19 protein-coding genes and 9 tRNA genes are annotated in these 22,668 nt (G+C 30.8%); 12 read left to right on the plus strand and 16 right to left on the minus strand.

The window, feature by feature from the left end; translation table 11 throughout:
* Positions 1–7: 7 nt before the first annotated feature.
* Positions 8–928, plus strand: a complete 921-nt coding sequence (locus tag ACWI69_RS01120) for a calcium/sodium antiporter (RefSeq protein WP_448820034.1) — start codon at positions 8–10, stop codon at positions 926–928.
* Positions 929–989: 61 nt separating this feature from the next.
* Complete coding sequence (locus tag ACWI69_RS01125; protein ID WP_448820099.1) at positions 990–1,823, plus strand: alpha/beta fold hydrolase; 834 nt, start codon at positions 990–992, stop codon at positions 1,821–1,823.
* A gap of 16 nt (positions 1,824–1,839) precedes the next feature.
* Here ACWI69_RS01125 and ACWI69_RS01130 read toward each other — a convergent pair whose 3' ends face one another.
* Positions 1,840–2,493, minus strand: a complete 654-nt coding sequence (locus ACWI69_RS01130; protein WP_448820035.1) for a YczE/YyaS/YitT family protein — start codon at positions 2,491–2,493, stop codon at positions 1,840–1,842.
* 160 nt (positions 2,494–2,653) lie between these two features.
* Here ACWI69_RS01130 and thiE point away from each other — a divergent pair, with 160 nt between their 5' ends.
* From thiE to ACWI69_RS01155, 5 genes are all read left to right on the plus strand, one after another.
* Positions 2,654–3,298 carry a thiamine phosphate synthase gene (thiE, locus tag ACWI69_RS01135; RefSeq protein WP_448820036.1) on the plus strand — a complete coding sequence of 215 codons (645 nt, stop codon included), beginning with the start codon at positions 2,654–2,656 and terminating at the stop codon, positions 3,296–3,298.
* A 133-nt stretch (positions 3,299–3,431) separates the two neighbouring features.
* Complete coding sequence (locus ACWI69_RS01140) at positions 3,432–4,142, plus strand: complement resistance protein TraT (RefSeq protein ID WP_448820037.1); 711 nt, start codon at positions 3,432–3,434, stop codon at positions 4,140–4,142.
* 122 nt (positions 4,143–4,264) lie between these two features.
* Positions 4,265–5,815, plus strand: coding sequence for a hypothetical protein (locus ACWI69_RS01145; RefSeq protein WP_448820038.1), 1,551 nt, complete (start codon positions 4,265–4,267; stop codon positions 5,813–5,815).
* Positions 5,816–6,496, plus strand: coding sequence for a LytTR family transcriptional regulator DNA-binding domain-containing protein (locus tag ACWI69_RS01150; protein WP_448820039.1), 681 nt, complete (start codon positions 5,816–5,818; stop codon positions 6,494–6,496).
* A gap of 18 nt (positions 6,497–6,514) precedes the next feature.
* On the plus strand, positions 6,515–7,324 hold the full coding sequence (locus ACWI69_RS01155) for an alpha/beta fold hydrolase (RefSeq protein ID WP_448820040.1): 810 nt from the start codon (positions 6,515–6,517) through the stop codon (positions 7,322–7,324).
* A 56-nt stretch (positions 7,325–7,380) separates the two neighbouring features.
* Here ACWI69_RS01155 and ACWI69_RS01160 read toward each other — a convergent pair whose 3' ends face one another.
* The 8 genes from ACWI69_RS01160 to ACWI69_RS01195 all read right to left on the minus strand — a co-directional run bounded on the left by ACWI69_RS01160 (position 7,381) and on the right by ACWI69_RS01195 (position 13,344).
* A complete protein-coding gene (locus tag ACWI69_RS01160; protein ID WP_448820041.1) occupies positions 7,381–12,063 on the minus strand; it encodes an autotransporter domain-containing protein in 4,683 nt (1,560 codons plus the stop codon).
* A gap of 32 nt (positions 12,064–12,095) precedes the next feature.
* Complete coding sequence (locus ACWI69_RS01165; protein WP_448820042.1) at positions 12,096–12,614, minus strand: hypothetical protein; 519 nt, start codon at positions 12,612–12,614, stop codon at positions 12,096–12,098.
* A gap of 227 nt (positions 12,615–12,841) precedes the next feature.
* Positions 12,842–12,918 (minus strand) — tRNA-Met (locus ACWI69_RS01170).
* Positions 12,919–12,921: 3 nt separating this feature from the next.
* Positions 12,922–12,996 (minus strand) — tRNA-Gln (locus tag ACWI69_RS01175).
* Positions 12,997–12,999: 3 nt separating this feature from the next.
* A tRNA-Lys gene (locus tag ACWI69_RS01180) sits at positions 13,000–13,075 on the minus strand.
* A gap of 7 nt (positions 13,076–13,082) precedes the next feature.
* Positions 13,083–13,158 (minus strand) — tRNA-Gly (locus tag ACWI69_RS01185).
* Positions 13,159–13,173: 15 nt separating this feature from the next.
* Positions 13,174–13,249 (minus strand) — tRNA-His (locus tag ACWI69_RS01190).
* A gap of 7 nt (positions 13,250–13,256) precedes the next feature.
* Positions 13,257–13,344: transfer RNA gene (locus ACWI69_RS01195), tRNA-Leu, on the minus strand.
* Between the two features lie 113 nt (positions 13,345–13,457).
* Between ACWI69_RS01195 and ACWI69_RS01200 the strand changes: the two genes are divergently transcribed.
* The 3 genes from ACWI69_RS01200 to ACWI69_RS01210 all read left to right on the plus strand — a co-directional run bounded on the left by ACWI69_RS01200 (position 13,458) and on the right by ACWI69_RS01210 (position 16,465).
* Positions 13,458–13,604 carry a hypothetical protein gene (locus ACWI69_RS01200; RefSeq protein WP_448820043.1) on the plus strand — a complete coding sequence of 49 codons (147 nt, stop codon included), beginning with the start codon at positions 13,458–13,460 and terminating at the stop codon, positions 13,602–13,604.
* Between the two features lie 90 nt (positions 13,605–13,694).
* A complete protein-coding gene (gene glmS, locus ACWI69_RS01205) occupies positions 13,695–15,515 on the plus strand; it encodes a glutamine--fructose-6-phosphate transaminase (isomerizing) (RefSeq protein ID WP_448820044.1) in 1,821 nt (606 codons plus the stop codon).
* Between the two features lie 92 nt (positions 15,516–15,607).
* Positions 15,608–16,465 (plus strand): DMT family transporter, encoded by an 858-nt coding sequence (locus ACWI69_RS01210; protein ID WP_448820045.1) that lies wholly within the window; start codon positions 15,608–15,610, stop codon positions 16,463–16,465.
* 46 nt (positions 16,466–16,511) lie between these two features.
* On the opposite strand, the gene ACWI69_RS01215 is transcribed toward ACWI69_RS01210, so the two are convergent.
* The 7 genes from ACWI69_RS01215 to ACWI69_RS01245 all read right to left on the minus strand — a co-directional run bounded on the left by ACWI69_RS01215 (position 16,512) and on the right by ACWI69_RS01245 (position 21,278).
* Positions 16,512–18,557, minus strand: coding sequence for a TonB-dependent receptor (locus tag ACWI69_RS01215; protein WP_448820046.1), 2,046 nt, complete (start codon positions 18,555–18,557; stop codon positions 16,512–16,514).
* 224 nt (positions 18,558–18,781) lie between these two features.
* Positions 18,782–19,252, minus strand: coding sequence for a C40 family peptidase (locus ACWI69_RS01220; protein WP_448820047.1), 471 nt, complete (start codon positions 19,250–19,252; stop codon positions 18,782–18,784).
* The gene (locus ACWI69_RS01225) at positions 19,239–19,625 is read right to left on the minus strand and encodes an META domain-containing protein (protein ID WP_448820048.1); all 387 of its coding nucleotides are present in this window, start codon (positions 19,623–19,625) and stop codon (positions 19,239–19,241) included. The genes ACWI69_RS01220 and ACWI69_RS01225 overlap by 14 nt, the downstream gene beginning before the upstream one ends.
* A gap of 49 nt (positions 19,626–19,674) precedes the next feature.
* A complete protein-coding gene (locus ACWI69_RS01230; protein ID WP_448820049.1) occupies positions 19,675–20,946 on the minus strand; it encodes a hypothetical protein in 1,272 nt (423 codons plus the stop codon).
* Positions 20,947–21,014: 68 nt separating this feature from the next.
* Positions 21,015–21,090: transfer RNA gene (locus ACWI69_RS01235), tRNA-Thr, on the minus strand.
* 8 nt (positions 21,091–21,098) lie between these two features.
* Positions 21,099–21,183 (minus strand) — tRNA-Tyr (locus ACWI69_RS01240).
* A 7-nt stretch (positions 21,184–21,190) separates the two neighbouring features.
* Positions 21,191–21,278 (minus strand) — tRNA-Leu (locus tag ACWI69_RS01245).
* 154 nt (positions 21,279–21,432) lie between these two features.
* On the opposite strand from ACWI69_RS01245, the gene ACWI69_RS01250 reads away from it, so the two are divergent.
* Both ACWI69_RS01250 and ACWI69_RS01255 read left to right on the plus strand, forming a co-directional pair.
* Positions 21,433–22,206 (plus strand): threonine/serine exporter family protein, encoded by a 774-nt coding sequence (locus tag ACWI69_RS01250; protein WP_448820050.1) that lies wholly within the window; start codon positions 21,433–21,435, stop codon positions 22,204–22,206.
* Positions 22,206–22,637 (plus strand): threonine/serine exporter family protein, encoded by a 432-nt coding sequence (locus ACWI69_RS01255; RefSeq protein ID WP_448820051.1) that lies wholly within the window; start codon positions 22,206–22,208, stop codon positions 22,635–22,637. The genes ACWI69_RS01250 and ACWI69_RS01255 overlap by 1 nt, the downstream gene beginning before the upstream one ends.
* The last annotated feature ends 31 nt before the right edge of the window (positions 22,638–22,668 follow it).

Raw genomic sequence — 22,668 nt, forward strand, 5'->3', positions numbered from 1 at the left:
AGGAATTATGTTATCTTTAATTATTTTACTTATTGGAGTTATCTTTCTAGTTTTGGGAGCGAATTATCTTGTTGATGGTGCTTCTGTCATAGCTAAAAGATTCAACATTCCGAATATTGTTATTGGACTTACAATTGTAGCTTTTGGAACTTCTGCACCAGAGCTTGTCGTAAACGTTATTTCAGCCCTAAATGGGAAATCTGCTATTACTTTAGGAAATGTTATTGGAAGTAATGTCATAAATATCCTTGTTATTTTAGGAATTACAGCTATTATCTATCCACTGACTGTTTCTAGAAATACTGTCAAATTTGAAATACCAATAGCAGTTTTTGCTTCAGTTTTAACGTATCTTTTATCTAAAAATGGAATTTTAAGTAAACTTGATGGAGTTATCCTACTAGGTTTTTTCATATTATTTCTTATGTATAACACCTATCTAACTGTTATAAACAGAGAAGAAAGCGAGCTAGAAGTAAAAAATTACTCTCTACCTATCGCTATCGGCGTAACAATCCTTGGATTTATTCTTCTAGTTTTTGGAGGAAAATTCATTGTTGATTCCGCCGTCAATCTTGCTAGAAACTTTGGAATTTCCGAAAGAGTAATCTCTATTACAGTTGTTTCTTTAGGAACATCTTTACCAGAATTGGCGACCTCCGTAGTTGCTGCCCTTAAGAAAAATACTGATATTGCTATCGGAAACGTTGTCGGTTCTAATATCTTTAATACATTCTTCATCTTGGGGATATCAGCTGTTATCACCCCTATAAATGTTCCAAACAGTGCGTTTATAGATTTAATTCTAAATATGGTTGCATCCGTTCTTCTTTTGGCATTTGTTTTAAGAAATTATAGATTAAATAGAATCCATGGTCTTCTATTTTTAACAATCTATTCGACTTATTTATATTCTCTTTTCAGATAGGAGAAAAAAGGAGGCGATTCAAATCGAAATAATCTATAACAATTGTGAATCTGCTATCGGAATTGTTCAAATAATACATGGTATGAGTGAATACTCTAAAAGATATATGGACTTTGCAGATTTTTTGAATAGAAATAGATATATTGTTGTTCTATCCGACCATAGAGGACATGGTGAAGATGCTCTAAAAAATGGAACTTTAGGAGCTTTTAGTGGTTCTTTTGACATTCTAGTTTTTGATCAAGTCAATATAAGCAAAAAATTAAAAGAACAGTTTCCTAATCTACCCATCTGTATTTTAGGACATAGTATGGGATCTTTCATAGCCCAAAAACATATGAAAGTATATTCTAAAGAAAAGTTTAGTTACATCTTTATGGGAAGCTGTTATGAAAGAAAATTTATGACTTTTATTGGAAAGATTCTCTTTAAATCAATCTCTTTCTTTACTAATAATCCAAAAAAAATTTTTAATAATATTATTTTTTTAGGTACTAATTCTAGAGTAAAAGAAAAAGGTAAAAATAGTTCATCTTGGTTAAGTAGAAACCCTGAAGTTGTCAAGGAATTTTTGAATAACCCTCACTGTGGTTTTAGCTATACGTCTAAGTTTTATTATAATTTTTTAGATTTTTTATCCAAACTTTACAATAAGCCAAGTTTCAACTTCATAGATAGAGAAACACCGATTTTAATTATCTCTGGAGAAGATGATCCAATTGGTCTTTACGGCATAGGAGTAAAATCTCTTTATAATTTTTACTTAAATTTAGGATTCAAACTTTTATCCTTAAAACTCTATAAAAATTGTAGACATGAAATTCTAAATGAGCTAAATAAATCTCAGGTGTATGAAGATATTCTACTCTGGATACAAAAAGAAGGAAGAGATTAAATCTTCCTTCTTTACTTTATTTTAATACTTTTCCTTTTAAAAACTTAAATTCTGATATCAAGCTTCTATGTTCTAATTTTTTTATGTCTTGACTGTTAAGCTTAAAAAAATATTGAATCAATGGTCCTACACAAAGAGATGAAACTACAGTCCCAACTCCTATTGTACCTCCTAAAACATATCCAATTCCTAATACAACAATCTCTATACAAGTTTTTATTTTCCACAGTGGATGACTCGATTTTTTAGTTAAAACTACCATCAGTCCATCTCTTGGACCACATCCAAGTCCAGTTGAAATATACACATAACAACCATAACTAAATATTAGTATACCCACTGCTAAAATAAAGATTTTTTTTAGTAACATATCTCCCTTAGGCACTACATCTAAATAGATATACATATCAATAAATATCCCCACCAATAAAAAATTTATTACTGTCCCGCTTCCAATTGGCTGTTTTAAAAACATACTGAGTAGAACAACAACAGCACCGACTAGAAGATTTGCCTCTCCCAACGTTATTCCAATACTTCTATTCAATCCTTGATTTAAAACGTCCCACGGAGATAGTCCTAAATTAGAGTTTAAAATAGTTACAACTCCCAATGCACATAATAATAACCCCAATACTAATTTTAAGTATCTCAATATTTCCTGCTTCATAGTCTTTTCCTTTCATAATTTCACTTGGAACATTATATCACTTTTAAGAAAAAAAGAAAATTTTATTTGATTTTTTTTTCATTTACCGTAAAATGTCCTTATTAGTGATTACTCTATTATGAATTAAGAAAAAATATGAAAATGAATTGGAGGTTTTTTAATGAAAAAATTTGATTTACCTACCGGAGTTTACGCAATCACAGATTCAAAATCTGGAAAAGACAAAAATTTTTTAGAATACTGTGAAGATCTTTTAAAAGGTGGTGCTAAAATTCTACAATACAGAGAGAAAAACAGAGATTCAAAAAAACTCCTAAGAGAAGCACAAGATTTAAGAAAACTAACACTAAAATATAAGGCACTTTTTATAGTTAATGACTACTTAGATATCGCTCTTTTATCCGAAGCTGATGGAATTCATCTGGGGCAGGATGACCTTCCTATAAGAGAAGTAAGAAAAATTTTGGGATATGATAAAATTATTGGAATTTCTACTCATAATCCTCAAGAAGCTCAACAAGCTATCGCAGATGGAGCTGACTATATCGGTGTGGGTCCAATTTTTCATACAGAAACTAAAGAGGATGTAGGCGACCCAGTCACACTAGAATATCTAGACTTTATAAATAAAAATATCAGTCTTCCCTACGTTGCAATTGGAGGAATTAAGGAAAATAATATAGATAAAGTTTTATCTATGGGAGCAAAATCTATCTGCCTTGTTTCTGAATTAGTTGGTGCAAATAATACTTTTGAAACAACTAAAAAAATTAATAATCTTATTAAAAACTGGCATAAAAGTTAATAAAATATCAAATTTTGTACATTAAAACAGATATTTTATGTAAACAAATGTGGGATTTCATGTAACTTTTATTTACAAAAAAAAATTTAATGGTTATAACAAACTAAAAATATATAAATTAGAGGTGACATTGATGAAGAAAATAGTATTGTTTATCATATCAACTTTGATATTCTTAACAGGATGTAGCAGTGTAAATACAGTAGTGAAAAAAAGAAACTTAGAGGTACAGACTCAGATGTCGGAAACAGTTTGGCTAAATCCAGAGTATATCGGAGATAAAACCATTTTTGTTCAGATAAAAAATACAACTCCAAAACCATTAAATATTGAAAATAGTATAAAAAGTCTTTTAATTTCAAAAGGATACAGAGTAATAACTGATCCTAAAAAAGCAAATTATTGGCTACAAGCTAATATTTTGAAAGTAAATAAAGAAGATTTGAAAAATAGTAATCCAGCAGAAGCGGGGCTAGTTGGTGCAGGAATAGGTGGAGTCTTAGGTGCATATAACACTGGTTCTGCAAATACTGCAATTGGATTGGGATTGATAGGTGGTGTTGCAGCTACAGCGGCAGATGCTTTAATTGAAGACACGTATTATGTTATGATAACAGATATAGTAGTCAGTGAAAAAACAGATAAAAAAGTAGGTGTAGACAATGTAAACCTTATAAAACAAGGAACAAGAGGAGTAGCTGCCACAAAATCTGTAGATTCTGGTAATATGAATAAATATCAAACACGTGTGGTTAGTACAGCAAATAAAGTTAATTTAAAATTCGAAGAAGCGATTCCATTACTGGAAAGAGAGCTTATAAACTCAATTTCTAATATTTTCTAAACAATACCCCAATCAAATTTTCTCTTATAAAAAGAAAATCTTGATTGGGGTATATTTTTCTTGTGTATTTTTCACAAGAAAAGATATAATAAAAAATATAACAAAAATAATAAGGAGAGAAAATGAACAAAAAAAGTCTTATTTTCATTTTTTTAGTAACTATCTTATTTTCCTTTAAATTGTTGGAGTTATCTAAAACAAAAAAGGATTTTATATATGTAGTTCCTAAAATAAAAAATTTTGAAGTGTTAGAGAGAAATATTGGAGAATACACACTATCCCCAATTAACGGTAACATTTTAAAAGAGAAAATAGAACAGCGTAATTTTTTAAATGGTAGTTTGTTTTATAACGTTCCAAATGGAGAGTACCTCTTACAAGGAAAATACAAAGGTGATTCAGATGAATATATTTTGAAAAAGCAAAAAAATTGGGAAAAAATATATCTAAATTTAGAAGGTGTAAAATTTTCTAAAATGCAGGAGATTTTTTTAAATTTTTTAACAGTGTGCTTAATAGGGTTTAATATCTTTATATACTTGAATAGCAGACATAGAATACCTAAAGGTAATAGTTTAAGAGTCATATTTTTTCTCTTAATAGGAAAAATGCTATTTAGCTTGCGTATAGGATTTCAAAATAATTATCTAATTATTGCTGAGTATGCAATAACTCGAATACTTTTATTTTTATTAATTTTTTATTTTTTGGAAAATATATTATCTAAAAAATTTAAAAAATTTAGAATTTTTATTTGGTGTTGTTTAGGAGTTGTTTATTTTTATATTATAGTAACACTATTAATACTATATTCCCCACAATTTTATGTATATCTACTGGAGGAATCACCCAAATTTTTAAATACAATTAGAATAGCTAGAAAGGCAGTAGATTTGACTAGAATAATCTTTGTAATAACAATTTTTCAATTTTTTATTCAAAGAAGAAAAGTTCGAAAAAAAATATCTTTCAGTTGGATAGTAGTAGGAATAACATACTTTGTCTTAGAATTTTTTAGAGAATTATTTCCTGCAGAAAGAAATTTATACTATTTTATTGAACTGATGGAGATATCCTATATCTACTGGTGTCTTGTTTTTTATATTTTTAAAATATATACAGAAAATGTGATGAGAGCTATAAGATACTCGATAGGTGCAACCTTGAGTTACATTTCTCTTTTTTACTTTGAAACTTTAACAGAACCAGCAGTCATCTTAGGAACTATAATTATTTTAGATTTTTATACGAATATTTTTGAAAATATTATAAAGTATAAAAATGAAGCCATAGATAAAATATATAACAGGTTGTGTTTGGTTAGAGATATTAAGACATTTGAAAAGATTCTTCGAAAAGAAATTTTAAAAAATGTGACTTTAAAGGATCTTGAAATTAAGGTACTACTCGATCCAGAAGAGTATGTAAACTTTATTGTTGAAAATGATGATAGTGATGTTGTTATTCCAAAAGAGATGATAAAATTAGAAGAGTACAGTTCAGCATACAGAATTGGATTTAATGAAAATAAATATATAGCTCTGATTTTTATTGAAGAGGGGGATACTCCTTTGACGATAGAAGAGCAAAATTTTTTGCTAGATCTTTCTGATAAAATTTCAAGTATAGTTAGCAAAATCCGATTGGACTCTTTATATGAGGAGTTGATTTAGATGATACTAGGAATAGATGTAGATAATAATTTAAAAATAATTTTAAGTGAAGTTATCCCCTATAAATGTATAGATTTAAGAAAAAATAGTGATGAAATACGAAATGTTGATGTCGTTGTTATTGATTCTAAAGCGGAAAAACTAAATGAAAAATTAATTGAGTATAAAAAATTAAATTTAAAAATAGTCGTATTAGTCGGTGAAAACGAAACCAGAGAGATGAGAAAATTATTTTTGAGTAACTTGATAGATGATTGTCTAATTAGAAAGGATATTTTCGAATTAGAAGAGTGCATACAAAAATTAGAGAAAAAAGATAATAACCTTAGCGCCTTTTATCTATTTGATAGTTTTAAAAGAGGAATATATGATTTCTCTGAGATAAATTATATAACATATTCAAGCGTTTCACGGAGAACAGAGTTTCATCTAACAAATTCAGAAATTTTTGATATAAAGAAAAACTTTTCAGAAGTAGAAGAGAAAATTATCCATACAAATATTTTTTATAAATTGGATAGAGGAACTATAATCAATGTTCAATTAGTAGAAGTTCTAGACTATAAAGAAGAGATAATAGTTTTTAAAAATAGAGAATTTATCTATACAAGTAAACTAAAATTGAAAGAACTTGAAGATAAATGTAATTTGATGAACAATAGAATTGTTCTAGGTCTATAATATTGGGGTGATGATGATATGTATGTTACATTAAGAGAAAATAAAAAAATAAAAGTAAATATTTTAGGTGAGGGCGAGCCTATAATTTTTGTCCATTCCTACCTTTGGGATAGTAATCTGTGGAAACCTCAATTAGAAAAACTTTCAAAAAATTTTAAATGTATCTCCATAGATTTATGGGGACATGGAGAATCTGACCCCTTAAGTAAAGAAGATAGTTGCTCACTAAAGGATTTAACACTGGATATTATCAATATAGCTAATGAACTGGATATAAACCAATTCAATTATATTGGTTTGTCCGTTGGAGCTATGTTAGGAACTTATTTAGCACTAGATTACAGCGATAGAGTTAAAAAATTGATTTTGATGGATGGTTATTCCGGAAGCGAACCAGTTTTAACTCAAGAAAAATATCTTAGCTTATTAAATAGTATTGAAAATCTAAGGTATATCCCTGAAGAACTTGCAAATATAATTACTCCAATGTTCTTTAGCAAAAATGAAACGCTTATAGAGGGTATTCTTTATAAAAATTTTAAAAATGAACTTATAAATAAAAAAGAAAAAAATATTGACACTATTGTAAAACTAGGTAGAGCTATTTTTCAAAGAGAAAATCTTTTAGACCGAATGAAAAATATTAAAAATCCAATACTATTTTTAGTTGGAGAGGAAGATATGCCTAGACCTCCACATGAAAGTCTCCAAATGAGTAGTTTAGTTAAAAATTCAGATTTAGTTATTATTCCCAAGGCTGGTCATATCTCTAATTTAGAAAACCCTAGTTTTGTAAATACTCAAATTGTAGATTTTTTAAATAAGTAAAACAAAAAAGCAGGAAGAAAACAGACATTCTTCCTGCTTCTGCTATATTCAAAATTTTAGAATTTATACCCTAATCCTAATACAACCTTATTTGTACTTGTACTACTTCCAAATTCATATCCATAAGATAAATCGTAGAATAGTCCGTTCTCTTTTTCAAAGCTAGCTCCAACTCCCACAGTAGTTCTTGCATTTCCTATATCGTATCCATCTACAGCAAAATAGCTTCTTCCTACTCCATTAAAACTTGCAGATAGCTTCTTATTGTTATCTCCTGTAGTAAATTTCTGATTAAACGTAAGTTTCAACTCACCTTTAGTTCCAGAATTCTGAATCTCTTTTACGAAATCTATTCCTATATCAAAATTAACTAAACTTTGACTTACAGAATCTACAGATATTGCCCAAGGATTATTCCCCTCATTTATTGAATCTTGATTTAAATAGTTGTAAGAAGTAGCTAATCTAGGCTCTAATCTCATATCAGCTTTAAAATCATATATATACTTAGCTTCTGCAAATATATTAGCACCATTGTTGTTAAATTTATCAGAGTTACTAAAATAATCATAAGCGTTGTTAATTTTGTTTGTAGAGCTATATTTATTATGTTGATATCCTCCTCCTACAAGGAATCTAAAGTTCTCATAAGCCATTTTTCCATATGCTCCAAAGTAAAATGTATCTCCCTCTAGTTTAGCGTCAGTTGAAGTATATTTAGCATTTTGTTTTCCAGCTCCAAAACTTAGACCTATGGATGTGTTACTAGTTACTCCATACTCTCCCGCCACAAGAGCTCCAGCGGTCATAAAAGTCATATCAGGTGAATTCGCATCCTCATGTCTTCCTATTCCTTCAGCTTGAACTAGCCACTGGTCAGCTTTTGGCACAGCTGTAAATTTTTCAGTTCCCAATTGATATAGATTCATACTGTCATACGCAAGCTTATTTCCAAGAGAATATACATTTCTGTATTTAGTTTTAAAAAGTAAATTTTCAAGGTCAGATTCAGTTCCATATGTTATCGTGTTATAGACATTAGACCACGTTTGAGAAGATGTAATACTTTCAATAATATCTTCTAAACCTGGACTCATTCCCATAGCTTCAGCTGTTTTTATTGACAGATGTATAACAAAATCTGGGTCTGGAAGAAGTAATTGTGTTGTTTCCCAACTAAGATCATAAATAAATTGAGTAGCCTGAACCTGATTCTTATTCAAATTCACTGTAGTACTTTCTAAAGTAATATCAGCAGAAATTAATCCCTTGTTAACTATATCAGTAGCATCAATATAAAGAGTTCCGTCTCCCTCTATAACTTTATTAGCTGAACCTTGAAGAGTCAGATACTGTCCAGCTTCTCTTTCTTCAATTTCAAGAAGAAGTGCAGTGTCCCGTTCAGATAAATTAAGATGGGTAGTAGTTGCTCCATCAATTCTTACACTATTTGTAAATATAACCTTATCTTTAAAATTAACTTTTTCAAATTCATCTATTGTTCCAGAGAAAGTAGTTTGAAAACTTATAAGAAGATTTTTTGTAATCGAAACGCCTTGTCCATTCATATTTAAAGTGTCATACCCTATCCCTCCATTTAGTACAGTTTCTTCAGTAGAAAAGTTTATAGTAGAGGAATCTAAAGTTAAATAATCATCACCATTACCAAGTGAAACGATTCCATTAATTATAGAGTTTTCAATAGTAAACATATCATTGTCATGTCCACCTAAAATATCTCCGTAAATCTCAGAGCTATTAAACACAACTTTATTCTCTCCATCTCCAACCATAATACTTCCTTCAATTAATGAATGTTGTATAGTAATTTCGTCAGCCCCAGCTCCTGTAATAACGTCCCCTTTAGCTCCATTTATACTATTAGCTGTTATAGCTGAATTTAGAATAGTTATATAACTTGCACCTAAAGCTTCATGAAAATCTATATTTCCAGAAAGAAATGATTCTTTCAAAGTTACAGTCAGATCATCTACAACAGGTGAAGGGGTAATTGGCTCTGCAATAGTAATATTTCCTGTTATATATCCATTTTCACTGGTAAAAGTACTATTCTCTCTCATTCCTACAGCGATATCATAAGCATTAATTGTACCACCAGAAAGGAGAACTTCAGAACTATCCGTAATATATAATCCCTTGTCAGCCGCATTTATCGTTCCTGTTATAACAAGAGCTGATTTTTCAGCATTATCAGCAATCACTAAATAATCGTCACGATTAAATTCAGATGTGACATTTAAAGTTCCTACAAGTTCAGTCCCGTCAAGTATAACAGTTCTAGCAGTAGAAACAACTCCCTCTCTGTCAAGGCTTCCGTTTCCAGTGATAACATATCTATTGTAATCTGTATCAAGATCTATTTTATCCTTATAAATCTCTACAATACTTTCACCAGCATAACCTATTATATTTCCATTGGAATCTTTAATAACTCCATAGTCATTATAATTTCCACTGAAAAACTCATCTAGATATGTAGGTTCTTCGGGAACAAAATTTGCAATTATAGTTCCATTATTAATCGCCCATGAAAGTTCATTTTCATCAGTGGACATAGCTAAAGACCCTTTATCGTTTAGGATAATAGTTCCTTTATTTTTTACAGTTGCTCCATCTAAAGCTTCCATCCCTATACCATAACCTGTTACCTTTATATTTCCCTCATTCAAAGCAAAAGCTCCAGAACCACCCACTCTTATACCAACACTGTAACCAAAATCTTTCGATAAATCCAAAGTTTTTATAGAAATATTGCCTTTATTTATAAATTGATTATTCAAACCTATTAACTCTACTCCTACAACACCTCCATCTGCCACAAGTTCAATATTTCCAGTATTCAAAATATCTCCATCATCTCCCAAAAGCCCTATTCCCAATAATTCGCTACTAATATCTCCACTATTATTGATAGTAGTTTCATTTCCTACAACATAAACTCCGATAAAATCAGATGTGATAGTCCCAGAATTTTTAATATCTGTTTTAAAACCTAAAGAGGCTATTCCAATACCTTCAGATAAAATATTTTTGGTATTTGATACCTCATTATAGTTTCCAATAGCTTCTATCCCCAAATTTAAAGCTTTCAAATTCCCTGAGTTTTTAATCGTGTTATAATCCCCTTCAGACTTTATTGCCACAGAAGAACTATCTATCTCAGCGGTTAAATTTTTTCCATCTAGAACAAAAGCCGTATTACTAATAACATTGTAGTCACCTAACGATTCAATACCAGTCTGAGCTATAATTTTACCTTGATTTTCCACATAATTAACATTCCCAATAGATTTAATTCCAGTTATAGCTTGTATTACAGCCTGAGTTGGTGTTGGCTTTATTAAACTTCCTATTTGAGTACCTACACCAGTACCCGTATTTTTAATAATATTATTGTATAATCTTACTTCATTTACCTGACTATCAACTGTAGTAGATAAAATCCCAACCTCAAGAGCTGTAATTTTACCTTGATTATCAATAGTATTATTATTTCCAGTAGATTTAATTCCAACTTCTTTAGCTTCAATACTTGCTTGTGAAAACGGATCCACAAGTGGGATTCCACTTCCATGACGAGAGTTTGTAATAATATTTCCATCTCCCTCAGAAACAATAGCATTTTTAGCAACAATTTTACCTTGATTATCGATAATATTATTAGCACCAATAGATAAAACTCCATCTTCAACTGCCGTAATTCCAAAATTCATTCCCTCAAGGAGTTCTCCTATATCTCCACCTACAGCTCCAATTATATCTTGAATAAGTGAACCTAAAGCAACTCCCTTATTCGTTATTTTATTGTTATCTCCTTCCGAAACAATTCCTCTTCCAGCTACTGTAAAAGTATTAGTAATATCTTTATAATCTCCTTTAGAGTTTATACCAATTCCAGCTCCATCCCCGCCAATAAGACCTAAAAGTGTGTCTAAATTCAAATCTGGAGATTCCAAAAGATCACCTATATTCTCTAAATTTAAGCCTATATTCAGTATAATCCCATTATTATGTATCTTTGCAAGATTTTCAACAGAACCACTACCATCAGAATTGATTCCAATACTACTTCCTGTCACAACTATAATTCCTATTCCACCATTTATTAAATCTAAATTATTAGATATATTCACGTGGTCACCTTCTGTATCTATTCCCACTGTTTTTCCAAGAACTATATTCCCATCAACAAAATCTAAACCAACACCTACTATAAATGAATTATTTGTAACAGCACCTATTGAAGCAGAAGATTTTGTCACTGCTTCATTTATAAACTTAATTCCAGCTGAAGTATCAGTCAAAAGAGATAGGTTCACCAATGTACCATTGTTTATAACACTATTTCCCACTCCCTCAGAATAGATAGAATAACCTTTTAGAAGATTGGAGCCCATTGATTCAGGTAGTTCAATATCACCTATCAAAGGAAGTCCTAAGGTTATAAGAGTTCCTTCGTTAATAATCGAATTACTATCACCCACAGAACTCATTCCAAGAGCTGAAATCACAGTTCCAGTATTTAAAAGTTCATTGCTCATACCACTGGAGGTAATACCAGGAGCACCATAGATGTTCCCAGTATTAATAAGAGCATTGCCATTTCCTTTAGAAGCAATTCCCATTATACCGTAAACATCTCCAGTGTTAACTACCGTATTTCCATCACCTTTGATAACTGCCACAAATCTGCCATTGATATCGGCGTTATTAGTCACACTATTTTCGTCACCCTTAACGATTGCACCGACTATAGTGGAGGAAACGTTATACCCCCCCCATTCTCAGAGGCAGCAGAATTTTTATTTATTCCAAGAATCACTTCATTCCCATTGCCTTCAACTATTGTTCCAATTATACTTTCAAGCTCATTCATTGAAACTTTATTTTCATCACCAAGTATGAGAGTTCCAAGAACAGCCTCAACTCTCTCAGCAATAATTTTATTTTCATTACCCGCTATTGCACTTCCTATAATACTTCTAATATCCTCGTAATCATATTCAGCACCATTTCCAACTATTATTTCATGTTTTGACAATTCAATCTTTATTATCTCTATAACTTCTTCAATTAAATAATCAATTGGCCATTTAGAAAATCCCGGATCATCTACCTCATACTGTGTATTAGTATCTTTTATTTCAACATTTTTTGTTTCCAAAGCAAAAGCATTTGTCCCTAAAAGTATTGCGACTACACTACCTACAGTTATATTGATTTTTCTCTTAAGAAATCTCTTACAAACTTTCTCATACCTCTCTAACATTTAACCCTCCTCATACATTTTTTATATTTAAAATACAAACTGTTAGCAATAACAACAGTAATTAAAAAAATTTTAAATATTATGAGTGGATATACTTTTAATCGTTAAAACTTCCTTTATTTTTTTTCATATGTAATGAATTTTAAAGATAAAAAAAACACATCTTCCTAAGAAAAATGTGCTTATGCTTTCCTCTATTTATTTTTGAGCCATTTCAAGAATCTAAATGGTGCCTAGAAAAGGATTCGAACCTTCGACCGCTCGGGTATGAACCGAGTGCTCTAGCCAACTGAGCTATCTAGGCTAATGGCTGGGGTGGCTGGATTCGAACCAACGCATGACGGAGTCAAAGTCCGTTGCCTTACCGCTTGGCGACACCCCAAAATGGTGCGTCATACTGGGCTCGAACCAGTGACAACACGATTAAAAGTCGTGTGCTCTACCATCTGAGCTAATGACGCATCTTTATGGAGCGGGAGACGAGGGTCGAACTCGCGACATTCAGCTTGGAAGGCTGACGCTCTACCAACTGAGCTACTCCCGCATTTTAAAATTTTTATGGGGTGACCGACGGGATTCGAACCCGCGACAACCAGTGCCACAAACTGGCGCTCTACCAACTGAACTACGGTCACCATAAAATGGTGCCTGGGGCCGGAATCGAACCGGCACGCTATCAGATAGCTCAGGATTTTAAGTCCTGTGCGTCTACCTATTCCGCCACCCAGGCGTTGATTTATCAGTGTTACTTTTAACAGAATCATAGTACCATTTTTTTTATAAAAAGTCAACTTACTTTTTTGTTTTTTATAAAATTTTTTTTATTGCAACTTTTCTCAAGTTATGATACCATTGAGTGACTCTGTATTTAGAAGAATTAAAAAGAAAATAAGCGCCAGAACTTTTTTTAAGTTGACGAGGACTGGAATCATCGAACATTCGGCGGGTATTCCAGAGGTGACTACAACCTTAGACCTTCTACAAATCTAAAGGGTGACTTTTAGGACAAAGGAAAGTAAGTAGTGATTCTTCTTAAATATAAAGAACATTGAAAATTAAATATTTTAAGGAGGATTTTTTATGTGTGGAATTGTTGGTTACATAGGAAAAGGAGATGCTAAAAACGTAGTTTTACAAGGTCTTGAAAAGCTTGAGTACAGAGGATATGATTCGGCAGGTATTGCAATCATAAAAGACTCTAAAATCATAGTTGAAAAGAAAAAAGGTAAACTAAAAAATTTAGAGTCTCATTTGGAAGGAATGGATTTAAACTCTCATATCGGTATTGGTCATACTAGATGGGCAACTCATGGTGAACCATCTGATAGGAATTCTCATCCTCATTTTAGTGAAGATATGTCTATTGCAGTAGTTCACAATGGAATTATTGAAAATTATTCAATCTTAAAAAATGAACTTATTCAAAAAGGTTATAACTTCAATTCTGATACAGACACAGAAGTTGTAGCTCATCTTATCCACTCGCTTTATAAGGGAGATCTTTTTAAAGCTGTTACAGAGACGTTAAAATGTCTTAGAGGTAGCTATGCTCTTGGAGTTCTTCACAAAGATTTTCCAGATCAAATTATTTGTGCGAGAAAAGATAGCCCTCTTGTAATTGGAATAGGTGAAAATGAAAACATTATTGCTTCTGATGTTCCCGCACTTCTAAAATATACTAAGAACGTGTATTTTTTAGAAGATGGAGATATAGCAAAATTAACCGCTGATTCCATTGAAATTTTTGATAAAACTTTAACTTCTGTAGAAAGAGAGATTAAAGTTATAGAATGGGATTACGAACAAGCTACTAAAGGTGGATTCTCTCACTTTATGATCAAGGAAATTTTTGAACAACCAGAATCTATTAGAGAAACTTTAAACAGAAGAATCCAAAATGGAGTTATTGATTTTTCTGATGTTTTATCCGATAGTGAGATTGAAAGATTTGACATGATTCATATTGTCGCTTGTGGAACCGCATATCACGCTGGTCTTCAAGGACAACATGCGTTAAGAGAAATTTCGAGAATTAACTCTTTAGTTGAAATCGCATCTGAATATAGATATATGAATCCTTTTGTCAATGAAAATACACTGGCTATTTTTGTAAGTCAATCTGGTGAAACACTAGATACTCTTGCTGCTTTAAAAGAAGCAAAAGCCAGAGGAGCCAAAACATTGGCAATTACCAATGTTGTTGGATCAACTATTTCAAGAGAAGCTCATAGTACGATATATACTATGGCTGGACCAGAAATTGCAGTTGCATCAACAAAAGCTTATACAACACAAGTGGCTATTTTTCAACTACTAGCTATATATTTAGCAGAAAAGAAAGGAAGAGTATCCAGAGAAAAAGCAAATAAGCTAATCTCTTCTTTATATAGTATTCCAGAAAAAATTAAAACTACTTTAGAGAACAGTGAAACTATTAAAAATGTTGCAAATTTTATGAAAGATAAAAATAATGGTTTCTATATTGGAAGAGGTGTCGATTTTGCCACTGCTTTAGAAGGATCATTAAAAATGAAAGAGATTACATATATCCATACTGAAGCTTTTCCAGCTGGAGAATTAAAACACGGATCTATAGCTTTAATTGAACCTGAAACTCCAGTAGTCGTTATAGCTATGCAGTCAAACCTATTAGAAAAAACAATATCAAATATAAAAGAACTAAAAGCTAGAGGAGCACATATTATAACTATTGCAAGAAAAAATTGTAAAGAAGCTATTGATGTCTCCGACAATTTTATTGGGGTTGAAGATATCGAAGATGTTTTTTCTGTATTGTTAGCGATTATTCCATTACAACTTTTATCATATTTTACATCTTTAGAGAAAGGTATTGATGTGGATAAACCTAGAAATCTAGCAAAATCTGTAACTGTTGAGTAATTAAAAAGAGCCTGATAGGCTCTTTTTTTGTACTTATTAAGTAGAATTTAACATTTTTTCATGTTATAATACTTTTACTTTAGGAGGTTATTATGAATGATGATAGATTAAAAGGTACAATTTGGATGTGTATTTCCGCTTTAGGTATGGCACTAATGGGAGCTACCGTTAAATTTATTGGAAGTGAAATATCAACTTTTGAAAAACTTTTTTTTAGAAATCTTGTTGGAGTAATTATGTTACTGTTCACTATAAAAGGACAAAATATAAACATTTGGGGAAGTAGCAATCGAAGCAAATTATTTATGGTTTATAGATGTGTTACTGGATTGACTGGTGCAGTTCTATATTTTTATTGTATAAACAAACTATATCTAGCTGATTCAGCTCTACTAAATAAACTTTCTCCATTTTTTGTAACTATTTTTGCAACACTTTTTTTAAAAGAAAAATTAGAGCGACACCAAGTTCCAATTTTAATTGTAGTTCTATTTGGTGCTCTTCTTGTTATTAAGCCCAAATTTAGTTTTGAAATGCTCCCTGCTTTAGCTGGGTTTCTATCTGCTATTTTTGCCGGTGGTGCTTATACTTTAGTTAGATATCTTAGAACTATGGAGGAACCTGCAACTTTAGTTTTATGGTTTTCAGCTTTTTCCATGTTTGGTATGGTTCCACCTATGCTAATCGAAGGATTTACTGTTCCTAATAATGTTCAATTATTTTATCTTATTTTAACTGGCGTATTTGCAACTATTGGGCAAATCGGTCTAGCACACGCCTATAAATATGCTCTAGCTAGTGAGGTTTCAATCTATCAATATTTAAGTATTATATTTTCAGCTATAATAGGTTTTATATTTTGGAAAGAGATTCCTGATATTTTAAGTATAATTGGTGGTCTAATAATCATTGGGGCTGCTATCTTTAATTATAAATTATCAAAAAAGTGATTGCAAAAACAATCACTTTTTTATTTTATTATATCCAATTCCTTCTTTAAAATATATATGAAATACCAACAGTCACTGCTCTTCCTACTGCAGGATAGTATTGTCTTCTAAATTTCCACTCATTGTTCTCATAGTTATCATCCCAATATCCAGCATATTCATCATATTTTTTATCAAATATATTTTCAATTCTTCCTGTTATCATTAAATCTGGTGTAATTTTATAGTAAGCAGATAGATCGAATGTCACATATTCGCCTGTATTTTTTCCTCTTAAATTCTCTAAATCATCTAAATCGTATGATTGACTATAATAGATTCCTTCAAAAGTTGTAGAAAATTTCTCACTGAAATTATATGTCAATCCACCTGTTATTTTCCAATTTGGGACACTTGGTATTTCAGAACCTGCATATTCCCCATCTATAACTTTACTCTTTATATAAGTTACAGATGATTTTAAAATTAATCGATCTATGTAATGCTCAATAACCCCTTCAAATCCAACTCTTTCTGTCTTTCCTATGTTGTAATTTACCATACCTGTAAACTCTGGTGGTATTGCCGAATATATTTCATCATAAGTTTTCTTATAAAATGTTGAAAACGAAAGATAAGTATTGCTAATAAAATCCTTAATCCCAACTTCTACTGTATCTTGAAGTTGTGGGTTTAATTTTTCCGAATTTTTTGTGTATCTCATTTCAGACGCTATTGGAGTTCTAAAAGCCCTATTATACGAGATATATGTAGAACCAGTATCTGAATATAGATAGTTTGCACCCAATTCATAAGAGTAGTTATTATATTTACTATCATCTTTTGTCCCTATTTTTTCCCAACTATTTAAACTTGCATCTCTCCAATAGAAATTATATTTTGAATAATCGTATCTTATTCCTTGACTCAGTTGTAACTTTCCATACTCATATTTGTTCATAAAAAATGTTCCAAAGTTCTCTTTATAAGAGTCACCTGATTTTACAATTTTGTAATCTGTTATTTTATCTTTTCCATTTGCTCCTAGTCCAGTCACTTTTTTATATTCTTGTCCAACTGAATAGGGCTTAAATACTTCATCCAAATAATCAACTCCAAATATAAAGTACCCATTAGAATCATATTCATGTTTTATTTGAGTTTTGATATATTTCCTTTCATCATCTCCATCTCTTTTATAATTCCCATTATAATTGCTATCTTTATCTCTGCTGAAATTACTATTTTTCCTGTAATAATAATTTCCATATATTAGAAACTCCGTATCTGAAGATATATTTTTAGTAATTTTTAAATAGTTATCATTTGATTCATATTTAGTTCCGGATATTTTCCCCGGATTTTTTCTATCATTTTCAGATATATATTTAGGAACTGCTACTCCCAATTTATTTTTATCTCTATTATAAGTGTACTTGTACTCAATTTCTCCATCTTCTAAAAAATATTTAACTTTTAAATTAAGTGAATGGTTTCTAAAATCCTCATGTTTCCTCCAACCATTATTACTATCTTCAACAAAAGCCACCTCAGTTAAAAGTCTCTCTGTTATTTTTGTACCATAAAGAAATCCATATTTTCTAGTGTCATAGCTCCCATAATCTCCAAAAATATTTCCATAAAAATCTTTATTTTCAACATTCTTAGTTAATACATTAACTACACCCCCTATAGCTTTATCCCCATAGAGTATATTCCCTCCCCCGGGAATAACCTCCACTCTCTCTATCATTGCTAATGGTAAGTTTGATATTTGACTAGGTGATACTGGTACTCCATCCAATGTCACTAAAGAATTTCTATCGCTATACATAGAGTTTAGCCCTCTTATATCAAATTTTATTGTTCCTGCATATCTCGTCACTCTTACTCCTGGTACATTTTTTAATACATCCACCAAATCTTTAGCACCGCTATCTTTGATTTCCTGTGAAGTGACAATACTTATATTTGCAGAAGTATCTCTCACAGTAGTCTCAAAGTTTTCAGTTGTTATAACACTATCATTCAATTTAACAACTTTATCTGGATTCTCTCCGAAAGATATAATTGAAAATAGTAAATAACTCATTCCTAATAACTTTTTACTCATTTTTCCTCCCATTTTTTCCCCATAAAAAACAATAACTTAGGGTTACGTGGGATTTTCACCCATCTTTTTCTATTAAATTTTTTGGTATGTAAAATACTTTTATAATATAGTTCTTTTATTTTTAATTGTCAATTATTTGAAAGTAGTATTTATTATTTGAATAAATAATTTCAATTGTGACATATTTTATAATAAAAAAAAGAAGTAGAATTCCTACTTCTTTCCTATAAAACTCTTCTAACCTGCCAAAGATGTTTACTCCAGTATTTATCTATTTCCGAAACTATAACACCTTTTGACGTAGACGCGTGTAAAAATCTATTATCACCTAAGTAGACCCCTACATGGTGTGTCCTTTTCCAACCTATTTTAAAAAATACTAAATCTCCAACTTCCCATTGACTACGTTTTTTTACTTTACTTCCTTCTCGAGCCATATCCTTGGTTGTTCTTGGCAATCTCTTAGTAAATTTTTCTCTATAGAGGTGTTGCATTAGTGCTGAGCAATCTACCCCACTTTTAGTAGTACCTCCCAGCCTATACTTAGTTCCCTTCCAACTTCTATAAAAAGTTGTTATTTTAGCAGTTCTTTCTTTTTTTTCTCGTTCATTGATTCTAGCTGATGAACATCCTGTGAATATAATTAAAATAAACAAAAGTAATATCTTTAAAAGAAATCTATTACTTTTTAACAAAATTTAATTTCTCTCCTGAAGTTGTGACCACTGTAACTCCATCTTTTGTTACTTCAACCTCTTTTGAATCTTTAAGTTTTTTTAAATACTCTTGCTCTTGTGTCATTAAATTCTCAGGACCCATCATTCTAGTCGCTCCAGGCTCTTGTACTGAAATTTTATTTCCATCCAATGTATAGTTTGCAAAATACCTATTGACACCAGAGCTTCCACTGATTTTGTCTTTTTCAAAAGCAATATCTATCTGACTTTCTGGAAGCGTTCCTTGAAGAGTATAAGCATTTCCTATAATTTGAGAACCTATATCCTCTTTTTTCCCAAAACATCCTGTGAATAACACAATTGTAATTAAAAATAATACTATTTTTTTCATCTCTTCACCTCTCAATATATTATTATTTTCTATTTTAACATGTTAAATTTTAATTTTCTACATAAAATTTTAAATTTATCTTGTCTATTATATCACCATTTTTATCTATTATTTTATATGATATCTCCGTTCCTTGAGCAACTTTGGCCAAATCATCAATCAAAACAAAAACTTCTCCTTTCTCAACCTTAAGCTTCATATTTTCTAAAGTAATAACCTTCGAGTTTCCTAAATTATCTATCACTTCTACAATATTTCCAAGCTTTATTTTCATATTTTTATAATTTCTATCTATGATATCTGACGACTCAATTTCATAGTAATTACCATTTTTTTCTAAATTTTCAACATAGATTCGATCTTGGGCACTATGATTTTTTCTTATACCAATAGTCTTAAAAATCTCTCTTTCTCCATTTAAAATAATTATTTTATCTATTAGAGGCTTTTTTTTATTTTTATAAACTGCACTTAATATGTTACCTGAAATTTTGTAATTTGAATTATATCTTATGTCTTTTGGCAACTCCACTCCTATATAAATCTCTTTCGAATTTTTGAATACATCTCCATAATTTAGCTCTTCTATAAATATACCCGGATATTTTTCTATTAAAGGAACAATTTTAACATCATTTTTATAATGATTATTTTCTGAATTATCTCCTTCTATAATTGCATTAGGAGACAAAATCAGTCTCAATCCATCCAACTTATCCTTACTTTTAGTTATTTCCAAATCATAGTCACTCAATACAATTTTCTTAACTATTAAATATTTTTTTTCATACTCTTGTTTTTTTAAAATTGGAGTCCTATAGTCAAAATCTAAATATATATCTGGATTAAATTCAGGCATCTCTATATTTAACAACATTATTTCATTACCACTTGGATAGGTGTATTCTATTTCCAATCTATAGTTTTTCTCCTCCAAATTCCATTCAGAAAGTGCTAATTCTATCTTTTGTCTATTTAGACTTTTCCACTTCAAATCTACTACTAAACCGTCCAAATCTATATTTTCCATTTGAAAAATATAATTATTCCAATCCACCTTTTCTTCTCTTATTATTTTCCCATCTTTTTTTATTGTAACCTTTTCTAAATCTTTACTAATTTGTAAATTTTTTCCTAATATTTCAACATTTGAAAAATATCCTACTGTATTTGGGTAGGTTGGTACTGGAATATCTGAAACAATCAGATAATGTCCTTTACCCAATAACGGTTCATTATATTTATACTTCAAAGTTAATTCATTTCTTCCTGCCATAATATTTGTATAAACTAAAAATACTAATATAAATATATTTTTCATAGTTCCTCCAAAAATATTTTTTGATAAAAATAAAAAAACTCCTAATTAAAGGAGTTGCCAATCTTTTATGGTGCCGCTTATCGGAGTCGAACCAATCACCTACTGATTACAAGTCAGTTGCTCTACCAGATGAGCTAAAGCGGCTTATAAAATGGTGGTGAGAGAAGGATTCGAACCTTCGAAGGCAGAGCCGTCAGATTTACAGTCTGATCCCTTTGGCCGCTCGGGAACCTCACCACTTGTATGGTGCCTGGGGCCGGAATCGAACCGGCACGCTATCAGATAGCTCAGGATTTTAAGTCCTGTGCGTCTACCTATTCCGCCACCCAGGCGTGATTGCTTTTGCTTTCAACAAACTAATAATACCACAATTTAAAATTTCTGTCAATAACTTTTTTATTTTTCGTCAATGCCTTTATTGCTTTTTAGAAACTTTAATGTTACTATTTAGATATGTTTTAAATTTTTATATCCACAGGAGATTTTATGCCAAAAAAACAACTAATTACTGAACACCGTGTTCTTCAACTAGCAACTTTTGCCGGAAAAATAGTTCTTACTAGTGGAGGTGAAGTCTATAGGGTTGAAGATATTATTGCACGAATCGGTCACCATTTTAATCTAAGAATTGATTGCTTTGCCACATTGACTTGTATTATTGTTTCAGGAAAAAATATTGATGATGAAGTTGTTTCTTTAGTAGAAAGAATTAACTCTCGATCTACCAATTTAGATAAAATTCATCAAGTTCATAAATTAATAAACGAGATTGAAAATTACTCGTTTTCAGAATTAAAAAAATCTTTGGAAGATATCGATCGAATTCCCTCTTATGGTTTTGGGATGAATTTTATTGCCTCTGCTTTAGGAGCCGCAACCTTTGTCGTTCCCTTTAAAGGTGGACCAAACGACTTTGCTGCTGCTTTTATTTCGGGATGTGGTGTTGCTCTATTTTCTTATATCATTTCAGGATTACGTCTGAATAGTTTTTTTATAAACTTGATTTCAGGAGCCATTTGTGCTTTTGTTTCTAATATGTTTTATATCAATGGGATAATTACAGATCCCTCAATCAGTATAATATCCTCTTTAATGCTGTTAGTCCCCGGAGTCGCTTTTATAAACTCTATAAGAGATGTTATAGCTGGAGATTTGGTTTCTGGTACTTCAAGAGCTATGGAAGTTCTTATGATTGGTGGGGCTATAGCCATTGGGGCAGGATTAGTTACAAAACTTTTTTTTAATTTTGGAGGGCTTTAATGTTTCTTATAGAGGTTATTTTTGCATTTTTTATTACAGTTAGTTTTGCTATTCTTTTCAATGTCAGAGGAAAACTTATCATCTTCTCTGGAATTGGTGGGGCTATTAGCTGGTTATTTTATTTACTTTTTACAAAAAAAGGTTTTTCCTATTCAACATGCTATCTTTTAGCGACAGCAATCACTGCCTTCTATTCTGAAATTATGGCAAAAAAATTACAAACTACAGTCCCAACACTACTTATAGCTGCACTTATACCTATGGCACCCGGTGGTGGAGTCTATTATACTATGCTGTATTTGATTCAAAATAAATATCAGGACTCTATATTAAAAGGTATGGAGACATCTATAATTGCTGGCTCTATGGCCCTTGGAATAATTTTAATGACTACATTTTTTAGAATTTTTCACCTTACAAAGAGATCTTGATTTACTTTGAAATACATACGTTGATTTTCTT

The organism is Cetobacterium sp. (assembly GCF_977044495.1).